A 22,190-nucleotide genomic window follows, 5' to 3' on the forward strand; every position below is an offset into this window, starting at 1 on the left:
ACAGAGGGGCTTCACCCTCATCGAAATCATGGTGGTGGTGGTCATCCTCGGCATCCTCGCCGCGCTGGTGGTGCCCCAGGTGATGAACCGCCCGGACCAGGCCAAGATCACCGTCGCCAAGGGCGACATCAAGGCCGTCGGCGCTGCCCTGGACATGTACAAGCTGGACAACTTCGCCTACCCCAGCACCCAGCAGGGCCTGGAGGCGCTGGTGAAGAAGCCCAGCGGCAACCCGCAGCCGAAGAACTGGAACAAGGACGGCTACCTCAAGCGCCTGCCGGTCGACCCGTGGGGCAACCCCTACCAGTACCTGGCGCCGGGCACCAAGGGCCCGTACGACCTGTATTCCTTCGGCGCCGACGGCAAGGAAGGCGGTACCGACGCCGATGCCGACATCGGTAACTGGGACAACTGATGGGCGCGCGCGGGGCCCGGGGCTTCACCCTGATCGAGCTGCTGGTGGTCCTGGTGATCATCGGCTGCCTGGTCGGACTGGCAGTCTTCAGCACCGGCATTGCCGGGCCCTCGCGTGAACTGAACAACGAAGCCGAGCGCCTGGCCGGCCTGATCGGCGTGCTGGTGGACGAGGCCGTGCTGGACAACCGCGAGTACGGCCTGCGCCTGGAAAACGACCGCTACCAGGTGCTGCGCTTCGACGAAGCCAAGGCCCGCTGGGAGCCGGTGGGCAAGCAGCCCCACGTGCTGCCCGCCTGGGCGGAGATGAAGCTCGAACTGGAAGGCGATGCCCTGGTGCTGCCGGGCAGCGTTAACGATGGGGATGAGAAGAAGGGCAGCCCGAACGCCCGGGCGCCGCAATTGCTGATTCTCTCCAGCGGCGAACTCAGCCCGTTCCGCCTGGAGATGGGCGAGCGCAGCAAGAACGGTATTCGCCTGCAACTGAGCAGCGACGGCTTCCGCCTGCCGCGAATCGAACCGGTCGTGCGGGGGCGCGCCGGATGAAAGCGCTGCGCGGCTTCACCCTGCTGGAAGTGTTGGTGGCCCTGGCGATCTTCGCCGTGGTCGCCGCCTCGGTGCTCACCGCCAGTGGCCGCAGCCTGCGCAACGCCGCCCGCCTGGAAGACAAGACCCTGGCCATGTGGGTGGCCGACAACCGCCTCACCGAGATGCAGTTGAGCCGCACGCCCCCTGCTGAAGGCCGCGACCAGGGCGAAGTGCAGATGGCCGGCCGGCGCTGGGAATGGCAGAGCCAGGTGGAGGCCACCTCCGACCCCGCCCTGCGCCGGGTCACCCTGTGGGTGGCGCAGCGGCCCGAGCGCAGCGAGCGCGGCAAGCTGGAAGAGCGCGCCGCGGCTCGCCTGGTCGGCTTCATCGAGACCGCACCATGACCCGCCAGCGTGGCTTCACCCTGCTGGAACTGCTGATCGCCATCGCCATCTTCGCGCTGCTGGCCCTGGGCACCTACCGCATGCTCGACAGCGTGCTGGCCACCGACCGTGCCACCCGCGTGCAGGAGCAGCAACTGCGCGAGCTGGTGCGCGCCATGGCCGCACTGGAGCGTGACCTGCAGCAGGTGGTGGTGCGCCCGGTGCGTGACCCCAACGGTGAATGGCGCAGCGCCCTGCTGGGCGAGCGCGCCGACAACGACAGCGTCGAATTCACCCGCAGCGGCTGGCGCAACCCCATGGGCGCGCTGCGCTCGGGCCTGCAGCGGGTGCGCTGGCAGCTCTCCGGGGAAAAGCTCGAACGCCGCTACTGGACGGTGCTCGACCAGGCCCAGGACAGCCAGCCCCGGGTCCAGGAGGCGCTGGATGGCGTCACACGGCTGCGCCTGCGCTACCTGGACAAGGACGACAACTGGCTGGAGACCTGGCCGCCGGACGGCGAAAGCGACAGCAAGCGCCTGGAGAAAGTACCGAAGGCCGTCGAAGTGACCCTGGAGCACCGCCGCTACGGTGAGCTGCGCCGTGTCCTGCGGCTGGTGGACGAGCCGCCGGAGCGCAAGCCGGTACCCAACAGCACCGATCCCGACTCGGACACACCGCTTCCCGAGGAGGGCGCCCAGTGAGAGCGCAACGGGGCGTGGCCCTGATCACCGTGCTGCTGGTGGTGGCCGTGGTGACGGTCGTCTGTGCCGGGCTCATCGCCCGCCAGGAACTGGCCATTCGCTCCAGTGCCAACCAGTTGCACACCCGCCAGGCGTTGCAGTACGCCCTCGGGGGCGAGGCGCTGGCCCGGGCGATCCTGGTGCGTGATCTGCGCGCCGGCGACCCGCGCACCCCGGTGGACCACCTGGGTGAAGCCTGGGCGCGGCCCCTGACCAGCTTCCCGCTGGACGATGGCGGTGAACTGGTGGTGCGCATCGAGGACGCCACCCCACGCTTCAACCTCAATGGCGTGGTGCGCCAGGGGCGGGTGAACGAGCAGGGGCTCAAGCAGTTCCGTCGCCTGCTGCTGCGCCTGGGCATCGAGGCGCCCTACGGCGAACGCCTGGTGGATTGGCTGGACAAGGACCAGGAGCCTACTGGTGCCAATGGCGCCGAGGACAACCAGTACCTGCTGAACCAGCCGCCTTATCGCGCGGCCAACCGCGTGATGGCGGACGTATCCGAGCTGCGCCTGCTGGCCGGCATGACGGAGGCCGACTACCGTCGCCTGCTGCCCTTCGTCACCGCCCTGCCCAGCGACGCCACCCTCAATGTCAACACCGCCGGCGCCCTGGTGCTCTCCAGCCTGGGCGACACCCTCAGCCCCTCGGTGGCCGAATCCCTGGTGGCGGCCCGCGGCCGTGAAGGGTTCAAGACGGTGGACGCCTTCCTCGGCCAGCCGGCTCTGGCGGGCCTCGGCCTCGAAGCCCAGGGCTTGGCGGTGGGCAGTGAATATTTCCGCGTGACCAGCGAAGTCCGTCTGGGCGACCGCCGGCAGGTGCTGGTGAGCACCCTGCAGCGCAGCAATGACGGTCGGGTACGGGTGCTGGCGCGCGACCTGGGACAGGGCGGATTGCCGCTCACCCTCAACAAGGAGCAGGACAAACAATGATTCAGACGAGCGTGTTCCTCCCGCCCCAGGCCCTGCAGTGGGTCATGGGTGACCTGGAGGTACGACTGGTCAGTGGGGGCGAGGTGCGGCGACTGCCGTTCGCCGACGCCGTGGCAGCCGCAGGCAACAACTGGCGGCTGGTGCTGCCCGTGGAGGCGGTGACCGCCTGTGCCGTGCGCCTGCCGACGCAAAAGACGCGCTGGTTGCGCCAGGCCCTGCCGTTCGCGGTGGAGGAACTGCTGGCCGAGGACGTGGACGGCCTGCACCTGGCCGTGGGGGAGCCCCTGGAGGACGGTCGCCATCGGGTCCTGGCCGTGCGCCGGGCCTGGTTGGCGTCGTGGATCGACCTGGCGACGGCGAGCGGCGCCTCGCCGGCCAGCCTGCAGGTGGACGCGGACCTGCTGCCGCTGGAAGGCACCCGGCTGTTCTGGCTGGACGGCCGCTGGCTGTTGGGCGGGGAGGGCGTCTCCCGCCTGAGCGTGCAGGACGAGGACTGGTCGATGCTGCGCGAGGCCTGTCCGCACCCGTGGATCGGCCAGGCGAGCGCCGACCGCCGCAGCCTGGAGGGCATTGAACGCTGGGAGGGCGTGCAGGACAGCCACGTCGACCTGGCCCGCTGGCGGGGCACCGAACTGGCCCAGGGCGACTTCGAGATCCGCCAGCCCAACCGGCAGTGGGCGCTGTGGCGCCCGGCACTGGGGCTCGTGGGGTTGTGGGCCGTCCTGCAGTGCGGCTTCTACCTGGCCCAGGGCTGGCACCTGCGGCACCAGGGGGATGCCTATGCCCAGGCCAACGAGGCGCTGTACCGCGAGCTGTTTCCCCAGGACACCCGGCTGGTGAACCTCCGGGCGCAGTTCGACCAGCACCTGGCCGACGGCAACCGGCCCGGGCAGGGCAAGCTGCTGGAAACCCTCGGGCAGGCCTCCGGGGCCTTGCTGGAGGACGGCGCCGTGGTGCGCATCCAGCAACTGGATTTCAGCGAAACCCGTGGTGACCTGGCCCTGCAGGTGCAGGCCCCCGGGTTCGACGCACTGGAGCGGCTGCGCGAGCGCCTGATCGGCGCCGGGCTGGCCGTGCAGATGGGCTCTGCCAGCCGGGAAGGTGACAGCGTGAGCGCGCGACTGGTGATCGGAGGATGAGCATGGTCACTCTCAGGGATCGTTTGCAGACCCACTGGCAGGCTTCCAGCGCCGCGACCCGCTGGCAAGCCCTGCCACCCCGCGACCGGCTGGCACTGGCGGCGCTGGGTGGTTTCCTGGCGCTGGCGCTGCTGTACCTGGCCCTCTGGCGTCCTGCCCACAACGGGATGCTTGAGGCGCGCCGGTATTTCGAGCAGCAGCGCGCGCTGAACCTCTACATGCAGGCCCAGGCGCCCCAGGCGCGGGCCGGCGTCGAGCGGCCCCAGGCCAGTGTCGAGCCCGAGCGCCTGCAGGGGCTGGTCACCGCCAGTGCCGCAGAGCAGGGCCTTTCGGTGGAGCGCATGGACAGCGATGCACCCGGCCAGGTGCAGGTCAGCCTGCAGCCCACCGCCTTCCCCCAGCTGCTGCGCTGGTTCGTGGCGCTGGAGGCCCAGGGCGTGCGCATCGAGGAAGCCGGACTCGATCGTGCGGAAGAAGGACGCGTTGCCGCCCGGCTGACCCTGCGGGTCGGCGGCTGAGTCATCGGTCGAGCGGGAAAAGGGACGCGGCGAAGACGTCCCTTCAGTCCCTCGAAAAATCCCCTCGATGAAAAAAACTTCAAGCAGGGTGTTGACTTAGGTGAGCCCTCTGCGTAAATTGCGCGCCTCGCAAGGCGATGGGTGATTAGCTCAGCCGGGAGAGCATCTGCCTTACAAGCAGAGGGTCGGCGGTTCGATCCCGTCATCACCCACCACTCCTTGTGATACTTCGGACGAAAGTCCGGCCGACGCGCAGCGGTAGTTCAGTCGGTTAGAATACCGGCCTGTCACGCCGGGGGTCGCGGGTTCGAGTCCCGTCCGCTGCGCCATTTATCTTCCATCAAGGGTCCTGCCCGGGATGAGGCGAAGGCCGAAAGGCAAGCGCCAGACGCTCCAAAGCAAAGCTCCACCGGACGCAAGTCCAAACCGACGCGCAGCGGTAGTTCAGTCGGTTAGAATACCGGCCTGTCACGCCGGGGGTCGCGGGTTCGAGTCCCGTCCGCTGCGCCATATACGAAAGCCCTCAGGTAGCGATACCTGGGGGCTTTTTCTTTGCCTGCCTTTGCATAGGCCTGCCGAGGTCCTGGCCGGTTGGCCTGGGCTCCCTTCCTTCCTTCCAGAGCCGCTGCACAGCCCTAGGGCCATGGTGCACGCTGCATGGGGGGGATTCCTGGATTTCGCTTCAGCCGATTCGTTACTTCCCAGAGGGGCCTGGACAAGGCCGCCCAGGGAGGGAACTGAGATGGATGATTACCAGGAAGAACTGCTCGACCTGCATGCCCGCGAGCGCGACATGCCCGAGCCCGCCGACGACGCCACCGAACTGTGATCAGCCGACCTGGCGCTGGGCGCGGCGGAATTCGCCGGGAGTGCTGCCGCTCCAGCGCTTGAACGCGCGCTGGAAGGCCTCGGCCGAGGCGAAGCCCAGCAGGTAGGCGATCTCACCGAAGGCCAGCTCGGTGTCGCGGATGTAGGCCATGGCCAGGTCGCGGCGGGTGTCGTTGAGGATGCTGCGGAACTGCGTGCCTTCCTCGGCGAGCTTGCGGCGCAGGGTCCAGGTCGGCAGTTGCAGGCGCGCCGCGACCTCTTCCAGGTCGGGCTCGCGGCCGTGGAGCAGGGGGCCGAGCAGCTGTGCGATGCGCTCGCGCAGGCTGCGGGTGCGGGTCATGTGCTCCAGCTCGCGCTCGCACAGTTCCAGCAACTGGCGCCAGGTGCTGGGGCAGTGGGCCGGGTTGCGCAGGGCCAGGGTGGCCCGTGACAGGCGCAGCTGGTTGGTGGCGGCGCCGAACTCCACCGGGCAGCCGAACAGCTCGCCGTAGCGCTCGGCGTACGTCGGGGCGGGGAACTCGATCTCGACCCGTTCCGGCTGCAGCGCCTGGTCGGCGAGATGGCCGAGCTGGCAGGCCCAGCTGGCCAGCACCGAGTCCACCACGAAGCGGTTGTAGACGTTGTACGGGCTGATGGAATAGAAGCGCAGCCAGGCCCCGCTGGCGTCCTCGTGGAAGCTCGACTGGCCCCGGTAGTTCTGGGCGTAGAGCGGCTCGAAGCGGGTCAGAGCGCGGGCCGCCTCGCGCACGTTCGGCGCCTGTTCGGCGGTGACGCCGGCCAGGCCCAACTGGCTGAAGCGCCCCAGGCGGCCCATGGCCAGGCCCAGGGCGGGTTCGTCCAGCAGCTGGCTGGCGGCGTGGCCCAGGCGCATGTAGCGGGGGATGGACAGCCGGCCCCGTGGTTCGGCCAGGCGCGCGGCGTCCAGGCCGTACTGGTCCAGCAGCGGCACCGGGTCATGGCCGTGGGCGCGCAGGGTTTCCGCCAGGTTCTGCACGAAGCCGACGGACAGGTCCCCCAGCTTGACCCGGGGCGCCTTCATAGCCAGATGTTCACCAGCTTGGCGCCGCGCCCGGCATCGGCCACCGCCGTGTCCGTGGCGCTGCCTGCCAGGCTGCGGCCATCGCTGCCCAGGTCCCACAGCTGGCCACGCAGGAACACCGCCAGCGCTGCGCGGGCTTGGGAGGCGTGCAGCTGTTCACGCCAGAGATCCAGGGCGTGCGCGCCGCCGGCCAGTGGACGCTCCCAGCTGCCGTTGCCGGGGGCGAAGGCCGGGTAGGCCAGCAGCTCCGCACCCTGTTCCGCGAGGGCCTGCCGGCCTTCGGGGCTGCGGCCATCCTCGCCGAGAAGGACGCCCAGGCGGCCGGCGGGAGTATCCAGAGCGCTCAGCCCGGTGATCGTGCCGGCCTGTGTGTAGGCGCGCTCGTGGTGGTCCGGATGCAGCTTGGGCTGCGGCTGGCCGATGGGCAGGCCGTGGGCGTCGAAGACCAGGCTGACGTTGTACAGCGGGCCGTCGCTGGCCAGCAGGGTGCCGCCTTCGACCCGGGGGGCGGGCAGCAGGATGGAGCCGGCCACCAGGGTCACGCCGAAATCCCTGGCCAGGCCGCCGAACAGCGCCTGGTAGTCGTCGGCCATGCGCCGGGCCTTCATGCGGAAGACCGCGTCGGTGAAGCGATCGTCGCCGTGGCCGCTGGCCAGGGCGCGGGCCAGGCGCAGGGGGTTGGCGGCGGCCAGCCAGAGCATCGCCTCGTCGAGGTGGTGGGCCTCGTAGACCTGGGGTTTCTCGCCGGCAGCCACCAGCCAGGTGCCGACGTGTTCGGGCAGCACGACGATGGTGCGCGCATTGAGCAGGCCCTGGTCACGGGCCTTGCCCAGGTAGGCGGCCAGCTTCAGGCGCAGGCGCTCCACGCTCTGGTAGTCGGCGGCGAAGAGTTCGGGCTGGATGCCCAGCAGGTTGCCGCGCTCGCCGGGCTGGCCCTGGTTGGCCGCCACTTCGCTGCGCAGGTCCGACAGGTAGTGGCCGACCGGGCGCTGGTCGGTCCACAGCGAGTAGGCCACCAGCAGGCCGGCCAGCAGGGCACAGGCGAAGGTGTAGAGCAGTTTGCGCATGTCGGCTCGGTCATCGTGAAGGTGCCGGCCAGGGTAGGGGAGCGGGCCCGGCTTGCCAAGGGCGGCTGTGCGTTTGGATCAGTAAGTTGTCACTTTCGATCATTGAGCGGCCTCGTATCGCTGACTATCGTCTGGCCCATAACCGACCATGGCCCGCGAGGCCGTGGCACCCGTGAGAGAAAAAGCCTGCTGGAGATACCACCCCATGGCCGCTTACCCGCACCTGCTCGCGCCCCTCGACCTGGGCTTCACCACCCTGCGCAACCGCACCCTGATGGGGTCGATGCACACCGGCCTGGAGGAGAAGCCCAACGGCTTCGAGCGCATGGCCGCCTATTTCGCCGAGCGCGCCCGTGGCGGCGTCGGCCTGATGGTGACCGGCGGCATCGGCCCGAACGAGGAGGGCGGTGTCTACTCCGGTGCGGCCAAGCTGACCACCGAAGAAGAGGCCGAGAAGCACCGCATCGTCACCCGCGCCGTGCACGAGGCGGGCGGCAAGATCTGCATGCAGATCCTCCACGCCGGCCGCTACGCCTACAGCCCCAAGTCGGTCGCGCCGTCCGCCATCCAGGCGCCGATCAACCCCTTCAAGCCCCACGAGCTGGATGAGGCGGGCATCGAGAAGCAGATCCAGGACTTCGTGAACTGTTCCGTGCTGGCGCAGAAGGCCGAGTACGACGGCGTCGAGGTCATGGGCTCCGAAGGCTATTTCATCAACCAGTTCCTCGCCGCCCACACCAACCAGCGCACCGACCGCTGGGGTGGCAGCTACGAGAACCGCATGCGCCTGCCGGTGGAGATCGTCCGCCGCGTGCGCGAGGCCGTGGGCCCGAACTTCATCATCATCTACCGCCTGTCCATGCTGGACCTGGTGGAAGGCGGCAGCACCTGGGACGAGATCGTCACCCTGGCCAAGGCCATCGAGGCCGCCGGTGCCACCCTCATCAACACCGGCATCGGCTGGCACGAGGCGCGCATCCCCACCATCGCCACCAAGGTGCCGCGCGCGGCCTTCACCAAGGTCACCGCCAAGCTCCGGGGCGAGGTGAAGATCCCGCTGATCACCACCAACCGCATCAACACCCCGGAAGTGGCCGAGCAGGTGCTGGCCGAAGGCGACGCCGACATGGTGTCCATGGCCCGTCCGTTCCTCGCCGACCCGGACTTCGTCAACAAGGCCGCCGAAGGCCGCAGCGACGAGATCAACACCTGCATCGGCTGCAACCAGGCCTGCCTGGACCACACCTTCGGCGGCAAGCTGACCAGCTGCCTGGTGAACCCGCGTGCCTGCCACGAAACCGAACTGAACTACATCCCCACCACCCAGGTGAAGAAGATCGCCGTGGTCGGCGCCGGCCCGGCGGGCCTGGCCAGTGCCACCGTCGCCGCCGAGCGCGGCCACAGCGTGACCCTGTTCGACGCGGCCGCCGAGATCGGTGGCCAGTTCAACGTGGCCAAGCGCGTGCCGGGCAAGGAGGAGTTCTACGAGACCCTGCGTTACTTCAAGCGCAAGCTGGAAACCACCGGCGTCGACCTGCGCCTGAACACCCGCGTCAGTGTCGAGGACCTGGTCAAGGGCGGCTTCGACGAGATCATCCTGGCCACCGGCATCGCCCCGCGCACCCCGGCTATTCCGGGCATCGACCATCCGAAGGTGATCGGCTACCTGGACGCCATCCTCGAGCGCAAGCCGGTGGGGCAGACCGTGGCGGTGATCGGCGCCGGCGGCATCGGCTTCGACGTCTCCGAGTTCATCACCCACCAGGGCACCTCCACCAGCCTGGACCGCGAGGCGTTCTGGAAGGAGTGGGGCATCGACGGCGCGCTGGAAGCCCGTGGCGGCATCGCCGGCGTCAAGCCGCAGCCCCACGCGGCGGCCCGCCAGGTGTTCCTGCTGCAGCGCAAGAAATCCAAGGTGGGCGACGGCCTCGGCAAGACCACCGGCTGGATCCACCGCACCGGCCTGAAGAACAAGCAGGTGCAGATGCTCAACTCGGTGGAGTACCTCAAGGTCGACGACGCCGGCCTGCACATCCGCGTGGCCGAGGGCGAACCCCAGGTGCTGCCGGTGGACACCGTCATCGTCTGCGCCGGCCAGGACCCGCTGCGCGAGCTGCACGAGGGCCTGGTGGCTGCCGGGCAGTCCGTGCACCTGGTGGGCGGTGCTGACGTGGCCGCCGAGCTGGATGCCAAGCGTGCGATCAACCAGGGTTCGCGCCTCGCCGCCGAACTCTGATCGACAGACGCCCCGCCTCGTGCGGGGCGCTCTCTTTATAGGCTGATAAAAACAAGGAGAAGCCGATGTCCCTCGACGCCCGACTCAACCCTGCTGCGGCCGCCAGCCTGCAGCGCTGGCACCAGTTCATCGCCAGCCAGGACCTCAGCCGCCTGCCCGAGCTGCTGCACCCCGAGGCGGTGTTCCGCTCGCCCATGGCCCACACGCCCTACCCGGGCGCGCAGGCGGTCAACCTCATCCTCAATACCGTGCTGCAGGTGTTCCAGGACTTCGCCTACCACCGCGAACTGGCCAGTGACGATGGCCTCAACGTGGTGCTGGAGTTCAGTGCGCGGGTGGGCGGGCGCGACCTCAAGGGCATCGACATGATCCGCTTCGACGAGCAGGGGCTGATCCGCGAATTCGAGGTGATGGTGCGCCCGATGAGCGGCCTCGCGGCCCTCGGCGAGGAGATGGGGCGGCGCCTGGCACCCTATCTCGCCGCCATGAAAGGCTGAAACTCTCCAACCCCATCACAAAACGGCCGTGCACTTCGTCCGCCTCCCGCCAGGGGCCGGGCGAGTGCCAACCCAGTCACATTGCCCGCCTCGGCTTTTACCCTAGACTCCGACAATCAGCCGGTGCGCCTGTCATAAAGGCCCCGTTTTACCGACAAGGAAGTCGCCCGTCCCCTCCGGGACTCACCGCGTTGGCCAGAGGTAAACCCGATGAGCATGCAGAACAAGCCGCAGATGGTTGAGGCCGTGCTGTTCTTCAATGAACGGGGCATCTGCAAGGAAATGCTCTTCCCCGAATTCGAAGCGATGCTCGACGGCGTGGTGAACATGCCCGAGTTCGCCGACCAGCAGATGCGCCTGGTCTACGTCCTGATCAACCCGCGCCTGATGGTCCGCTCGCTGGTCTTCTTCTACCTCGACTTCGACGAGAAGGGGCAGGCCGACACCGGCTGGAACATGCCCCTGCGCCACCTGGCCGAACGCGCCGGGCGCGGCCCCGACCTGGGCGCCGGCCCCATCCGCCTCGCCTGCCGCAGCCAGTGCCCGGTTTCCTGGCACCAGATGCACATGTGGGACCCGAACCTCGCCCCCGGCCAGAACGACCTGGCCCTGGTGCGCGACACCGTGCGCCGCAATGCCCTGGGCCTGATGGTGGAGGAGGACGCACCCCAGGTGGTCGAGCCCCAGCGCCTGCAGATGGCGCCGGAGGACAAGTGGTACGCACCGCCGGATGCCGCCGCCGAAATGGCCGAGAAGCTGGCGCAGCAGCTGGAGCAGGAGCACCGCCTGAAGACGGCCCAGCTGATCAAGCAGCAGCGCCTGCGCATCGCCAGCCTCGGCCAGCAGAACGAAGAGGCCCTGGCCAAGTACCGCCTGGCCGCCGAAGAGAAAGCGCGCGAGCTGCAGCAGACCATCGACTCCCTGCAGCTGGAACTGCGCCAGCAGCAGGACATGAACGCCGACCTCAAGCGCCAGCTGCAGGTCCAGGCCGAGGGCTTCCAGAAATCCCGCGAGGAGATGAGCCAGCAACTGCGCGCATTGGAGCGCCATGGGCGCACCGAAGTGGACATCCTCCGTTCCCAGTTCGAGGGCGAGCTGCAGGCCAAGGTGGCCGCCGCCGTCATGGACTACAAGGAGCAGCTGGCCATCCGTGACGTCGAGCTGGCCTACCGCAACGAGCTGGACACCCAGCTGCAGCAGGAGATCGACCGCCTCAAGCAGGAGCGCGAGCAGCTGGTGAACCAGGGCGGTGACCAGATCCTCGAGCGCCTGGCCCGCCTGGGCGTGGTGTTCGTGGTCTATCACCCGGGCGCCGGCCACCTGACCATCCCGCTGCAGGACATCGCCCGCTACCAGGACAACCCTTACGCCTACGCGGCGGCCAAGTGCTTCGTCTCCGAGGCGCAGTACCGCCAGTGGCTGGCCCACTACCAGCAGCCCACCTGCGAGGCGACCCTGCCGGGCGGCGAGCGCTGCGGCATGCCCATCGACCGGGTGGACACGCCCAGCCGCTTCGTGGCCGGGGACTCCAACTGCTGCGCCCGCCACAAGGCCACCGCCCGCCTGCGCACGGTGGGCTGATCGCCATGGCGCGGCGCTTGCCGTAAGCTCCGCGCCTTTTCCGAGCGAGCCCATCCGTGCCGTTGCCGCCTCCCGACTGGAACCCGCAAGCCCTTCTCGAACCCTTGCGCCTGGGGTGGCTGAGGCGTGCAGGCGTCGAGGTGGCGATGCTGCGCCTCGACCGCATCGACCCGCTGGTGAGCGGCAACAAATGGTTCAAGCTGGCGCCCCATCTTCAACGGGCGGTTGCCAACGGTTTTGGCGGGGTGATGACCCTGGGCGGGGCCCATTCCAACCACCTGCATGCGGTGGCCGCCGCCGGCCAGCGCTTCGGCTTCGACACCATGGGCCTGCTGCGTGGCGACCCCCAGGACACCCCGACCGTCGCGGACCTGCGTCGCTTCGGCATGACCCTGCACTGGCTGGGCTATGGCGGCTATCGGGCTCGCCACGCGCCGGGCTTCTGGGATGACTGGCAGGCCCGCTACCCCGCGTTGATGCCGGTGCCCGAGGGCGGCGGCGGATTGCCGGGCGCCCTCGGCTGCGCGCCGTTGGTGGCGATGATCCAACGGCAACTACCGGTGCTGGGCTGGGCCGACTACGACGCGCTGTGGGCCGCTGCCGGCACCGGTACCACCCTGGCGGGGCTGGTGCTCGGCGAGGCTGGCCGCCACCCGGTGGTGGGTGCCCTGGCGGTACCGGCGGACCACGGGGTGGCGGAGCAGGTCCGCGCGCTGCTGGTTGAAACCGGCGCGGTCGATGCCGGCTATCGCCTGTTGGACGCCAGCCGAGGCGGTTTCGGTCGGGTCGATGCCGAGCTGGCCTGCGCCATGCTCGCCTGGGAAACGGAGGGCGGCATCGAGCTGGACCCGCTCTACACCGTCAAGGCATTGCTGGCGTTGCGCCAGCAGATCGAGGCCGGTTACCTTGCTGCCGGCAGTCGGATCGTCCTGCTGCACACCGGTGGGCTGCAGGGGCGCCGCGCCCTTTCAACGCGCCTGCACCACCTGGCTGGCTACACTTCCACCTCAGCCGATGCCCTGGAAATCAACCGATGACCGAACCGCTCAATCCGGATCAGCTGCGCAGCCTGACCCCGCTCAATGCGCTTTCCGAGCAGCAGTGGCGGGAGCTGCGTGGGCAACTGGTGCCCCAGCCCCTGCTGGCGGGCCAGGTGCTGTTCCGGCGCGGCGACCAGGCCCGGCTGACCTATTACCTGCTGGCCGGCGAGCTGCTGCTGCGGGACGCCGCGGGGGCGGAAATCCGCCTGGTGGCTGGCAGCGAAGCCAGCTGCCACCCGCTCTCGCCCAGCCTGCCGCGCCTGCAGGAGGCGGTGGCGCTCACCGAGGTCAGCGTACTGGCCATCGACAGCGCCACCCTCGCGCGCCTCATCACCTGGCGCTCCGCCTACCAGGACCTGTTGCTGCAGATGGACAGCGACGACGTCGAATGGCTGGAGCGCCTGCTGGAGAACCCGCTGTTCAGCAAGGTGCCGCCGGCCAACGTCCAGCAGATGGTCGGGCGGCTGCAGCGCATCGAACTGCCGGCGGGCAGCGAGGTGCTGCGTGAAGGCGAAGCGGGGGATTGCTGCTACTTCCTCCGTGAGGGCCGCGCTGAGGTCATCCGTGGGGCCGGCAGTGATCACCAGGTGCTGGCGGAGCTGGAGGTAGGGGCCTGCTTCGGTGAGGAGGCGCTGCTGTCCGACCGGCCGCGCAACGCCAGCGTCACCCTGCTGGAGGACGGCGTGGTGATGCGCCTGGACCGCCAGGATTTCTTTGCCCTCCTGCGTGCCCCCGTGGTGGACGAGGTATCCCTCGGTGAGGCGTCGCGGCTGCTGGCGGCAGGCGGGCAGTGGCTGGATGTGCGCCTGCAGGACGAATACGAGCGGGCCCATGCCCCCGAAGCGCTGAACATGCCGCTGCACCTGTTGCGGCTGAAGACGCGCCTGCTCGATCCGGCGCGGGACTACCTCTGCTATTGCGACAGCGGCAAGCGCAGCGCCAGTGCGGTGTTCCTGCTGTCCCAGCTGGGGTTCCGCGCCTATGCGCTGCGCGATGGCCTGGACGCGCTGCCGGCGGTGCAACGCGATGCGCTGTTGTGCGAAAGCGGTGCCGGTTACCTGGCCCGTTCCGGTGGGCGCACCGAGCGCAGCCGCTGACCGGTCGCTGCGGCGGGCTCAGCCCGTCGCGGGCCAGGCGTCGTTCACCACCAACCCCCGTTCCACTTCCCGCCAGTGGGTGCCTTCCGGCGCCAGCCTTGCCAGCATCCAGGCCGGCCCGCCGGGTGGCTGCGCGGCCAGCCACTCCATCACCTGCGTCCGTGGCCAGGCCTGCTCGGCCGGCACCTGCGCGTGGCCCAGCCAGTCCGGGCGGGGCAGGGGGTACCAGCGGGCGTCGGGATGCTGGTCGATGAGGGCCTGGCAGTGGCGGCGATGCAGCCACAGGCCCCGGTTGTGGCCGGGGTTGGCAATGGTCGGGGCTTCGCACCCTCCCGGCCAGGGATAGAACAGGTAGCCGCCCAGCCAGGCCGATGCCTGTGCCGGCCAGGCGCCGACGCTCTCCAGGGCGGAGCGGCTGACGGCGAGGCTGGAAAGGGGCAGCTGACGCTCGCGCAGGTGGGCGAGCTTGAGGTCGAGGCGGTCGCTGACATCGGTGCCGCACCAGTGCTCCGCGTCATGCCCGCCACCCGCCTGGGGGCCGAGGTAGAGCTTGATGGCCAGCTCCACGTGGTGGATGCCATGGTCGTCCTGCAGCAACAGGTCCATTTCCCCCAGCGTCTTGCCTTGCTGGCGCACCGGCAGGTTGCTGGCCAGCAGGCGCACGCCCGGTGCCTGCGCCAGGGCGTACTGCCAAAGCCGCTCGAAGCGAAGCCCCAGGCGGCTGGAGGTCAGGCCGGCGAGCCATGCTTCCAGCGGTTGCGGCGCCTGCTCCTGGCTCTGCAGCCAGGCTTCCAGCCGGTGGGGCGCGGCGGCCCACTCGGAGGCACTCAGCGGGTGCCGCTGGGCCAGCCCCGGACGCGCCAGCAACGGTGGGGCGAGCAGTGCCCAGGCGAGGTCGCGCACGGCAGGGTGATGCAGGTTACGGGGCAGGTCGGCGAGGGTGGGGAAGGGCGTCATGCACGCAGCATAGCCGAGCAGCGGTTTGCCGCTGCTACGGGCTTTCGCCCATAATCGCCGGCATTTCCTCCCGTCGTAGAGCCTTGCTGGAGCCCCATGGAGCAATTCCGCAATATCGGCATCATCGGACGCCTGGGGAGCCCCCACGTGCTCGATACCATCCGCCGCCTGAAGCGATTCCTGCTGGATCGCCACCTCCACGTGATCCTCGAGGACACCATTGCCGAAGTGCTGCCCGGGCACGGCCTGCAGACGTCGTCGCGGAAGATCCTCGGCGAGGTCTGCGACCTGGTGATCGTGGTCGGCGGTGACGGCAGCATGCTCGGCGCCGCCCGTGCGCTGGCCCGCCACAACATCCCGGTGCTGGGCATCAACCGTGGCAGCCTGGGCTTCCTCACCGACATCAAGCCCGATGAGCTGGAGGTGAAGGTGGCCGAGGTGCTGGACGGCCACTACAGCGTCGAGACGCGCTTCCTGCTGGAGGCCGAGGTGCGCCGCCAGCACGGCGAGGCCATCGGCCAGGGCGACGCGCTGAACGACGTGGTGCTGCACCCGGGCAAGTCGACCCGGATGATCGAGTTCGAGCTGCACATCGACGGCCAGTTCGTCTGCACCCAGAAGGCCGACGGCCTGATCATCGCCACGCCCACTGGCTCCACGGCCTACGCGCTGTCCGCCGGGGGGCCGATCATGCACCCGAAGCTCGACGCCATCGTCGTCGTGCCCATGTACCCGCACACCCTGTCCAGCCGGCCCATCGTGGTGGACAGTACCAGCGAGCTGAAGATCGTGGTCTCGCCCAACCTGCAGATCTACCCGCTGGTGTCCTGCGATGGCCAGAACCACTTCACCTGCGCCCCCGGCGACACCATCACGGTGCGCAAGAAGCCGCAGAAGCTGCGCCTGATCCACCCGCTGGACCACAACTACTACGAGGTGTGCCGCACCAAGCTCGGCTGGGGAAGCCGCCTGGGTGGTGGCGACTGATGGAACTGGACGCCGGGCGTGGCTACGACCTGATCGGCGACATCCACGGGTGTGCGCATACCCTGGAGCGCCTGCTGGATCGGCTGGGCTATCGCAAGCAGGGCGATGTCTGGCGCCACCCGTGGCGCATGGCCCTGTTCCTCGGTGACCTCATCGACCGTGGGCCGCGCATCCGCGAGGCGCTGCACCTGGTCCACGCCATGGTCGAGGCGGGCCAGGCCCGCTGCATCATGGGCAACCATGAGTACAACGCCCTCGGCTGGGTGACGCCGGCACCGGCCGGCAGTGGCCGGACCTTCGTCCACGACCACACGCCGCGCCACACCCGCCTGTTGAAGGAGACCCTGGAACAGTTCGAGGGCCACCCTGGCGACTGGCACGACTTCCTCCGCTGGTTCCAGGACCTGCCGCTGTTCATCGACGGCGGTCGCTTCCGCCTGGTGCATGCCTGCTGGGACCACGACCTGATCGAGGCGGTGCGCCGCGACTACCCGGACGGGCGGATCGACGCCGCCTTCATCCAGGCCTCGGCTGAACGCGGCGGCTTCGCCGAGCGGGTGTTCAAGCGCCTGCTGCGGGGGACCGACCTGCCGCTGCCCGGCGGCATGACCCTGACCGGCAGCGACGGCTTCACCCGCTCGGTGTTCCGCACCAAGTTCTGGGAGGACAACCCGCGTACCTACGGCGACGTGGTCTTCCAGCCCGATGCGCTGCCGGAAGACGTGGCGCGGCAGCCACTCTCCGACGCCCACCGCTCGGCGCTGCTCAGCTACGGCGTCAACGAGCCGCTGCTGTTCGTCGGGCACTACTGGCGCCGCGGACGCCCGGCGCCGCTGCGCCCCAACCTGGCCTGCCTGGACTACAGCGCCGTAATGTACGGCAAGCTGGTGGCCTACCGGCTGGACGATGAATTGCGCCTGGACCCCGCGAAATTCGTGTGGGTCGAGGTGGAACGCCCGGAGGAGCCCCGATGACGGTGGTGGCCGCGATGCGTCTGCCGGCCTCGGTGGACTTGAGTGGATTCGTCAGCCTGCTGCAACGCCTGGAGGTGCCGCACCGGGTCAGCGAGGAACGCGAGGAGCAGGTGCTATGGGTGCCCGGCGAAGACTGGGCGGAGCAGGTGCGTGGCCTGTATGCGCGCTTCCCCCAGGGTGATCCGCAGTTCGTGCTGGAACACGCGCCGACCGAGCCGGTACGCGAGTCCTGGGGCGCGCGGCTCAAGGCTACGCCCTTCACCGTGGCCCTACTGTTGGTGACCCTGGTCTGTGCCGGTGTGACGGCACTGGGTGACAACCTCCAGGCCGTCAGCTGGCTGACCTTCCTCGACTTCCGTGTGGAGGGCGACTACGTGCTCTTCACTCCGCTGACCGACAGCCTGCAAGCCGGCCAGTGGTGGCGCCTGGTGACGCCCATGCTGGTGCACTTCGGCATCCTGCACCTGGCCATGAACGGCATGTGGGTGTGGGAGCTGGGGCGGCGCATCGAATACCGCCAGGGCGGCTGGATGCTGCTGGGGCTCACCTTGCTGCTGAGCCTGGTGTCCAACCTGGTGCAGTACGAGGTGAGCGGGCCGAGCCTGTTCGGTGGCCTGTCGGGTGTGCTGTATGGCCTGCTCGGCCACTGCTGGCTGTTCCAGCGCCTGGCGCCGTGCCCGGCCTACCGGCTGCCGCCGGGGGTGATGGTGATGATGCTGGTGTGGCTGGTGGTGTGCCTGTCTGGCGTGGTCAGCCTGCTGGGCTTCGGCGCCATCGCCAACGGTGCCCATGTGGGCGGCCTGCTGGCGGGCTGCGCCACCGGCCTGATCGGTGGCCTGCTGGCCCGTCTGCGTCGCTAGGTCGGGGCGCGGGCGGCCTCGCCTGGCGCCCGCTGCGACCTGCTAGAATGCCGCTCCTTGTTCCCCCGAACGAATGCAGCGAGTCATGCCATGTCCTCTTTCGCCCAACTGATCAGCAACATCACCGAGGATGTCTACCAGAGCCTCAAGCTCGCCGTGGAAATCGGCAAGTGGGCCGATGGTCGCAAACTCACCGAGGAACAGAAGGAGCTGAGCCTGCAGGCCATCATCGCCTGGGAGGCCAAGAACCTGCCGGAAGACCAGCGCACCGGGTACATGGGCCCGCAGGTCTGCAGCTCCAAGTCCGAGCCCGTGCCGAACATCCTCTTCAAATCCGACTCCATCCACTGATGGGGGCTGAAACCATGCTGGAGCTGGGGCGCGGTGCGCTGAGCAAGATGTCGGCGCAACTGGGTGACCCGGTGGTGCAGTACGCCTTCCGCCTGGGCGATGAGCAGGTGTCGGTGAATCCCCTGCTGGGCAAGCGCATCCGCCTGGAGTACCTCGGCGGCATCCATTGCAGCCATTGCGGGCGAAAGACCAGCAAGAGCTTCAGCCAGGGCTACTGCTACCCCTGCTTCACCTCGCTGGCCCAGTGCGACACCTGCATCATGAGCCCGGAACGCTGCCACTACGACGCCGGTACCTGCCGCGAGCCGAGCTGGGGCGAGTCGTTCTGCATGACCGACCACATCGTCTACCTGGCCAACTCCTCGGGCATCAAGGTCGGCATCACCCGCGCCAGCCAGGTGCCCACCCGCTGGATCGACCAGGGCGCCCGCCAGGCGCTGCCCATCCTGCGGGTCGCCACGCGCCAGCAGTCTGGCCTGGTTGAGGACCTGCTGCGCACCCAGGTGGCGGACCGCACCAACTGGCGCGCACTGCTCAAGGGCGAGGCCGAGGCACTCGACCTGCTCGCGGTGCGCGAGGCGCTGTTCGATGCCTGTGGCGAGGGCATCCAGGCCCTGCAGTCGCGTTTCGGCCTCCAGGCCATCCAGCCGCTCGATGACGTCGAGCCGCTGGAAATCCGTTATCCCGTCGAGGCCTACCCGACCAAGGTGGTGAGCCTCGACCTGGACAAGACGCCGGTGGTGGAAGGGACCCTGCGTGGCATCAAGGGGCAGTACCTGATCCTCGACACCGGCGTCATCAACATCCGCAAGTTCACGTCCTATCAGGTCGCGGCCAGCTGCGAAGGCTGAGCCACTGGCAGGCAGCAATCCAACCATGCGTAGGCGGGCCACGAGCCCGCGCTGAACCGGAGAGGCAAGCATGCGAACCGAGCAACCGAACGTCATCCACCTCAAGGACTACCAGGCACCGGACTACCTGATCGACGAGACCGCCCTGACCTTCGAGCTGCACGAGGACCACACCCTGGTCCATGCCCAACTGGTGATGCGCCGCAACCCCGAGCGTGCCGATGGCACCCTGCCGGCTCTGGTGCTGGACGGCCAGCAACTGGAGCTGCTGTCGCTGTCCATGGATGATCGCGAGCTGGGCGCCGCCGACTACCAGCTGACCGACAGCCACCTGACCCTGCAGCCTGTTGCCGAGCAGTTCACCCTGGACAGCACCGTGCGCATCCACCCGGAGAGCAACACCGCGCTGGAAGGCCTGTACAAGTCCGGGAAGATGTTCTGCACCCAGTGCGAGGCCGAAGGTTTCCGCAAGATCACCTACTACCTCGACCGCCCCGATGTGATGAGCCGCTTCACCACCACCGTGAGTGCCGAGCAGCATCGCTACCCGGTGCTGCTGTCCAACGGCAACCCGGTGGCCAGCGGGGCCGGGGAGGGCGGGCGCCACTGGGCGACCTGGGAGGACCCGTTCAAGAAGCCGGCCTACCTGTTCGCCCTGGTGGCGGGCGACCTGTGGTGCGTGGAAGACGTGTTCACCACCATGAGCCAGCGCAACGTGACCCTGCGCATCTATGTCGAGCCGGAAAACATCGACAAGGTGCAGCACGCCATGGACAGCCTGAAGAAGTCCATGCGCTGGGACGAGGAGGTCTACGGCCGTGAATACGACCTGGACATCTTCATGATCGTCGCGGTCAACGACTTCAACATGGGCGCCATGGAGAACAAGGGGCTCAACATCTTCAACTCCAGCTGCGTGCTGGCCCGTGCCGAAACCGCCACCGACGCCGCCCACCAGCGCGTCGAGGCCGTGGTGGCCCACGAGTACTTCCACAACTGGTCGGGCAACCGCGTGACCTGCCGCGACTGGTTCCAGCTGTCGCTGAAGGAAGGCTTCACCGTGTTCCGCGATGCGGAATTCTCCGCCGACATGAATTCGCGCACGGTCAAGCGCATCGAGGACGTGGCCTTCCTGCGTACCAACCAGTTCGCCGAGGATGCCGGCCCGATGGCTCATCCGGTGCGCCCGGACTCCTTCATCGAGATCTCCAACTTCTACACCCTGACCGTCTACGAGAAGGGCTCGGAAGTGGTGCGCATGATCCACACCCTGCTGGGCGCCGAGGGCTTCCGCAAGGGCACCGACCTCTACTTCGAGCGCCACGACGGCCAGGCCGTGACCTGTGACGATTTCGTCAAGGCCATGGAGGACGCCAATGGCGTCGACCTGACCCAGTTCAAGCGCTGGTACAGCCAGGCCGGCACCCCGCGCCTGGTGGTCGAGGACGCCTACGATGCCGCTGCCAGGACCTACAGCCTGACCTTCCGCCAGAGCTGCCCGGCCACCCCCGGCCAGACCGAAAAGCTGCCCTTCGTCATCCCCGTCGAGCTGGGGCTGCTGGACGCCGCCGGCAACGACCTGCCGTTGCGCCTGGCAGGCGAGGCGAAGGCCGAGGGGGGCAACCGGGTGATCGCGGTCACCGAGGCCGAGCAGACCTTCACTTTCGTCGATGTGGCGGAAAAGCCGTTGCCGTCCCTGCTCCGCGGTTTTTCCGCGCCGGTGAAGCTGAGCTTCCCGTACAGCCGCGATCAGTTGATGTTCCTCATGCAACACGACAGCGACGGCTTCAACCGCTGGGATGCCGGCCAGCAGCTTTCCGTGCAGGTGCTGCAGGAGCTGATCGGGCAGCACCAGCGTGGCGAGCAACTGGTGCTGGACAGCCGCCTGCTGGATGCCTTCCGCACCTTGCTGGAGGACCAGTCCCTGGACCAGGCGATGGTGGCGGAGATGCTGTCGCTGCCCAGCGAGGCCTACCTGACCGAGATCAGCGAGGTGGCGGATGTGGACGCGATCCACGCTGCCCGCGAGTTCGCCCGTCGCTCGATCAGTGATGCCCTGTTCCCGCAGCTGCTGGCGCGTTACCAGGCCAATCGCGCCCTCTCGCGCGAGACGCCCTATGTCGCCTCCGCCGGGCACTTTGCCCGTCGCACCCTGCAGAACATCGCGCTGTCCTACCTGATGCTCAGTGGCAAGGCCGAGGTTCTCCAGGCCTGCCTGGAGCAGTTCGAGGCGTGCGACAACATGACCGAACGCCTGACGGCGCTCTCGGTGCTGGTCAACTCCAGCTTCGAGGACGAGAAGGCCAAGGCGCTGGCGAGCTTCGCCGATTACTTCAAGGACAATCCGCTGGTGATGGACCAGTGGTTCAGCGTCCAGGCCGGCTGCACCCTGCCGGGCGGGCTGGAGCGGGTCCAGGCGCTGATGGCCCACCCGGCCTTCACCCTGAAGAACCCCAACAAGGTGCGTGCGTTGATCGGGGCGTTCGCCAACCAGAACCTGGTGAACTTCCACCAGGCCGACGGTGCGGGTTATCGCTTCCTTGCCGACCACGTCATCACGCTCAACGCGCTCAACCCGCAGATCGCCTCGCGCCAGCTGGCGCCGCTGACCCGCTGGCGCAAGTACGACGCAGCCCGGCAGGCCCTGATGCGTGCCGAGCTGGAGCGCATCCTCGCCTCTGGCGAGCTGTCCAGCGACGTCTTCGAGGTGGTCAGCAAGAGCCTCGCCTGATCCGAGGAGGGCTTGCCCCTCCGTGTCGGATTCCTCCCTCTGGAAAGTGTTACTGGCAAACTGCCGGTAACACTTTTTTGTTACCTATGGGAATAATCCGTCCCCTGCTTAGGCGTAAAAAGCGTGAAGGGCGTCGTCTTTTCCTTGACCGTACGGGGAAGGTGTGAATCGGCAATCGCTCAAGGTGTGGTTTTGAGTGACAAATCGAGCCAGCTTGTAGGACAAAATCGGCCGAATTTTCCGATTTGATCAGTGGATGATCAGTCACACGTTTGAATGATAGTTGCCTGGGTGATCAAGTCGGGTTTTCGACTTCAGTCGTACGGATTTGGCACCTTGGTTGCACGTGCGCAATCCGATCCAGGTTCGTCCGACCGGCAGTTGATCGCTGGAACGTGCGGGCCAGACGCGTTGGGGCCTCGAAGTGCCAACGCCGGAGC

The 22,190-nt window shown here is 68.3% G+C and carries 21 protein-coding genes and 3 tRNA genes; 21 read left to right on the forward strand and 3 right to left on the reverse strand.

All coding sequences use genetic code 11. The annotated features are described in order from the left end of the window. Window positions 1–28: 28 nt before the first annotated feature. From gspG to RTK35_RS17140, 10 genes are all read left to right on the forward strand, one after another. Window positions 29–415, forward strand: a complete 387-nt coding sequence (gene gspG, locus RTK35_RS17095) for a type II secretion system major pseudopilin GspG (RefSeq protein ID WP_044408614.1) — start codon at window positions 29–31, stop codon at window positions 413–415. Next, window positions 415–960 carry a type II secretion system minor pseudopilin GspH gene (gspH, locus tag RTK35_RS17100; protein ID WP_316908568.1) on the forward strand — a complete coding sequence of 182 codons (546 nt, stop codon included), beginning with the start codon at window positions 415–417 and terminating at the stop codon, window positions 958–960. Before gspG ends, gspH begins: the two co-directional genes overlap by 1 nt. Continuing rightward, entirely contained in the window at window positions 957–1,346 is a 390-nt protein-coding gene (gene gspI, locus RTK35_RS17105; protein ID WP_044408608.1) for a type II secretion system minor pseudopilin GspI, read from the forward strand. The genes gspH and gspI overlap by 4 nt, the downstream gene beginning before the upstream one ends. After that, on the forward strand, window positions 1,343–2,026 hold the full coding sequence (gene gspJ / locus RTK35_RS17110; protein ID WP_044408605.1) for a type II secretion system minor pseudopilin GspJ: 684 nt from the start codon (window positions 1,343–1,345) through the stop codon (window positions 2,024–2,026). The genes gspI and gspJ overlap by 4 nt, the downstream gene beginning before the upstream one ends. Beyond that, a complete protein-coding gene (gspK, locus tag RTK35_RS17115) occupies window positions 2,023–2,997 on the forward strand; it encodes a type II secretion system minor pseudopilin GspK (RefSeq protein ID WP_316908569.1) in 975 nt (324 codons plus the stop codon). Before gspJ ends, gspK begins: the two co-directional genes overlap by 4 nt. Further along, window positions 2,994–4,136 (forward strand): type II secretion system protein GspL, encoded by a 1,143-nt coding sequence (gene gspL / locus RTK35_RS17120; RefSeq protein WP_316908570.1) that lies wholly within the window; start codon window positions 2,994–2,996, stop codon window positions 4,134–4,136. The genes gspK and gspL overlap by 4 nt, the downstream gene beginning before the upstream one ends. Continuing rightward, window positions 4,133–4,654, forward strand: coding sequence for a type II secretion system protein M (locus RTK35_RS17125; protein WP_316908571.1), 522 nt, complete (start codon window positions 4,133–4,135; stop codon window positions 4,652–4,654). The genes gspL and RTK35_RS17125 overlap by 4 nt, the downstream gene beginning before the upstream one ends. Before the next feature lie 139 nt (window positions 4,655–4,793). Beyond that, window positions 4,794–4,869, forward strand: a tRNA-Val gene (locus tag RTK35_RS17130). 37 nt (window positions 4,870–4,906) lie between these two features. After that, window positions 4,907–4,983 (forward strand) — tRNA-Asp (locus RTK35_RS17135). Between the two features lie 104 nt (window positions 4,984–5,087). Next, a tRNA-Asp gene (locus RTK35_RS17140) sits at window positions 5,088–5,164 on the forward strand. Window positions 5,165–5,483: 319 nt separating this feature from the next. Here RTK35_RS17140 and RTK35_RS17145 read toward each other — a convergent pair. Together RTK35_RS17145 and RTK35_RS17150 are read right to left on the reverse strand one after the other, a co-directional pair. Further along, the gene (locus RTK35_RS17145) at window positions 5,484–6,521 is read right to left on the reverse strand and encodes an AraC family transcriptional regulator (RefSeq protein WP_316908572.1); all 1,038 of its coding nucleotides are present in this window, start codon (window positions 6,519–6,521) and stop codon (window positions 5,484–5,486) included. After that, on the reverse strand, window positions 6,518–7,588 hold the full coding sequence (locus tag RTK35_RS17150; RefSeq protein ID WP_316908573.1) for a carbon-nitrogen hydrolase family protein: 1,071 nt from the start codon (window positions 7,586–7,588) through the stop codon (window positions 6,518–6,520). The genes RTK35_RS17145 and RTK35_RS17150 overlap by 4 nt, the downstream gene beginning before the upstream one ends. A 205-nt stretch (window positions 7,589–7,793) precedes the next feature. Between RTK35_RS17150 and RTK35_RS17155 the strand changes: the two genes are divergently transcribed. From RTK35_RS17155 to RTK35_RS17175, 5 genes are all read left to right on the forward strand, one after another. Next, a complete protein-coding gene (locus RTK35_RS17155; RefSeq protein WP_044408593.1) occupies window positions 7,794–9,824 on the forward strand; it encodes an NADPH-dependent 2,4-dienoyl-CoA reductase in 2,031 nt (676 codons plus the stop codon). 65 nt (window positions 9,825–9,889) lie between these two features. Further along, entirely contained in the window at window positions 9,890–10,321 is a 432-nt protein-coding gene (locus RTK35_RS17160) for a nuclear transport factor 2 family protein (protein ID WP_044408590.1), read from the forward strand. Between the two features lie 210 nt (window positions 10,322–10,531). Continuing rightward, window positions 10,532–11,902, forward strand: a complete 1,371-nt coding sequence (locus RTK35_RS17165) for a chromosome partitioning protein ParA (RefSeq protein ID WP_074968440.1) — start codon at window positions 10,532–10,534, stop codon at window positions 11,900–11,902. A gap of 62 nt (window positions 11,903–11,964) precedes the next feature. Beyond that, on the forward strand, window positions 11,965–12,939 hold the full coding sequence (locus RTK35_RS17170; protein WP_410478692.1) for a 1-aminocyclopropane-1-carboxylate deaminase/D-cysteine desulfhydrase: 975 nt from the start codon (window positions 11,965–11,967) through the stop codon (window positions 12,937–12,939). Continuing rightward, window positions 12,936–14,039 carry a cyclic nucleotide-binding domain-containing protein gene (locus RTK35_RS17175; protein ID WP_074968436.1) on the forward strand — a complete coding sequence of 368 codons (1,104 nt, stop codon included), beginning with the start codon at window positions 12,936–12,938 and terminating at the stop codon, window positions 14,037–14,039. Before RTK35_RS17170 ends, RTK35_RS17175 begins: the two co-directional genes overlap by 4 nt. Before the next feature lie 18 nt (window positions 14,040–14,057). Here RTK35_RS17175 and RTK35_RS17180 read toward each other — a convergent pair whose 3' ends face one another. Beyond that, window positions 14,058–14,996 (reverse strand): DUF1853 family protein, encoded by a 939-nt coding sequence (locus RTK35_RS17180; RefSeq protein WP_316908575.1) that lies wholly within the window; start codon window positions 14,994–14,996, stop codon window positions 14,058–14,060. A gap of 96 nt (window positions 14,997–15,092) precedes the next feature. On the opposite strand from RTK35_RS17180, the gene RTK35_RS17185 reads away from it, so the two are divergent. The 6 genes from RTK35_RS17185 (at window position 15,093) to pepN (ending at window position 21,750) form a co-directional block, all read left to right on the forward strand. Next, entirely contained in the window at window positions 15,093–15,983 is an 891-nt protein-coding gene (locus tag RTK35_RS17185) for an NAD(+) kinase (RefSeq protein ID WP_044408577.1), read from the forward strand. Beyond that, entirely contained in the window at window positions 15,983–16,957 is a 975-nt protein-coding gene (locus RTK35_RS17190) for a metallophosphoesterase (RefSeq protein WP_044408574.1), read from the forward strand. The genes RTK35_RS17185 and RTK35_RS17190 overlap by 1 nt, the downstream gene beginning before the upstream one ends. Continuing rightward, window positions 16,954–17,817, forward strand: a complete 864-nt coding sequence (locus RTK35_RS17195) for a rhomboid family intramembrane serine protease (RefSeq protein WP_316908576.1) — start codon at window positions 16,954–16,956, stop codon at window positions 17,815–17,817. Before RTK35_RS17190 ends, RTK35_RS17195 begins: the two co-directional genes overlap by 4 nt. A 90-nt stretch (window positions 17,818–17,907) precedes the next feature. Beyond that, a complete protein-coding gene (locus RTK35_RS17200; protein ID WP_044408569.1) occupies window positions 17,908–18,168 on the forward strand; it encodes a YeaC family protein in 261 nt (86 codons plus the stop codon). Between the two features lie 14 nt (window positions 18,169–18,182). After that, window positions 18,183–19,019, forward strand: coding sequence for a DUF2797 domain-containing protein (locus RTK35_RS17205; RefSeq protein WP_142016177.1), 837 nt, complete (start codon window positions 18,183–18,185; stop codon window positions 19,017–19,019). 70 nt (window positions 19,020–19,089) lie between these two features. Further along, the gene (pepN, locus tag RTK35_RS17210) at window positions 19,090–21,750 is read left to right on the forward strand and encodes an aminopeptidase N (protein WP_316908577.1); all 2,661 of its coding nucleotides are present in this window, start codon (window positions 19,090–19,092) and stop codon (window positions 21,748–21,750) included. The last annotated feature ends 440 nt before the right edge of the window (window positions 21,751–22,190 follow it).

It is taken from the genome of Pseudomonas sp. zfem003 (genome assembly GCF_032621675.1).
In the GTDB taxonomy this organism is placed as follows: domain Bacteria; phylum Pseudomonadota; class Gammaproteobacteria; order Pseudomonadales; family Pseudomonadaceae; genus Metapseudomonas; species Metapseudomonas otitidis.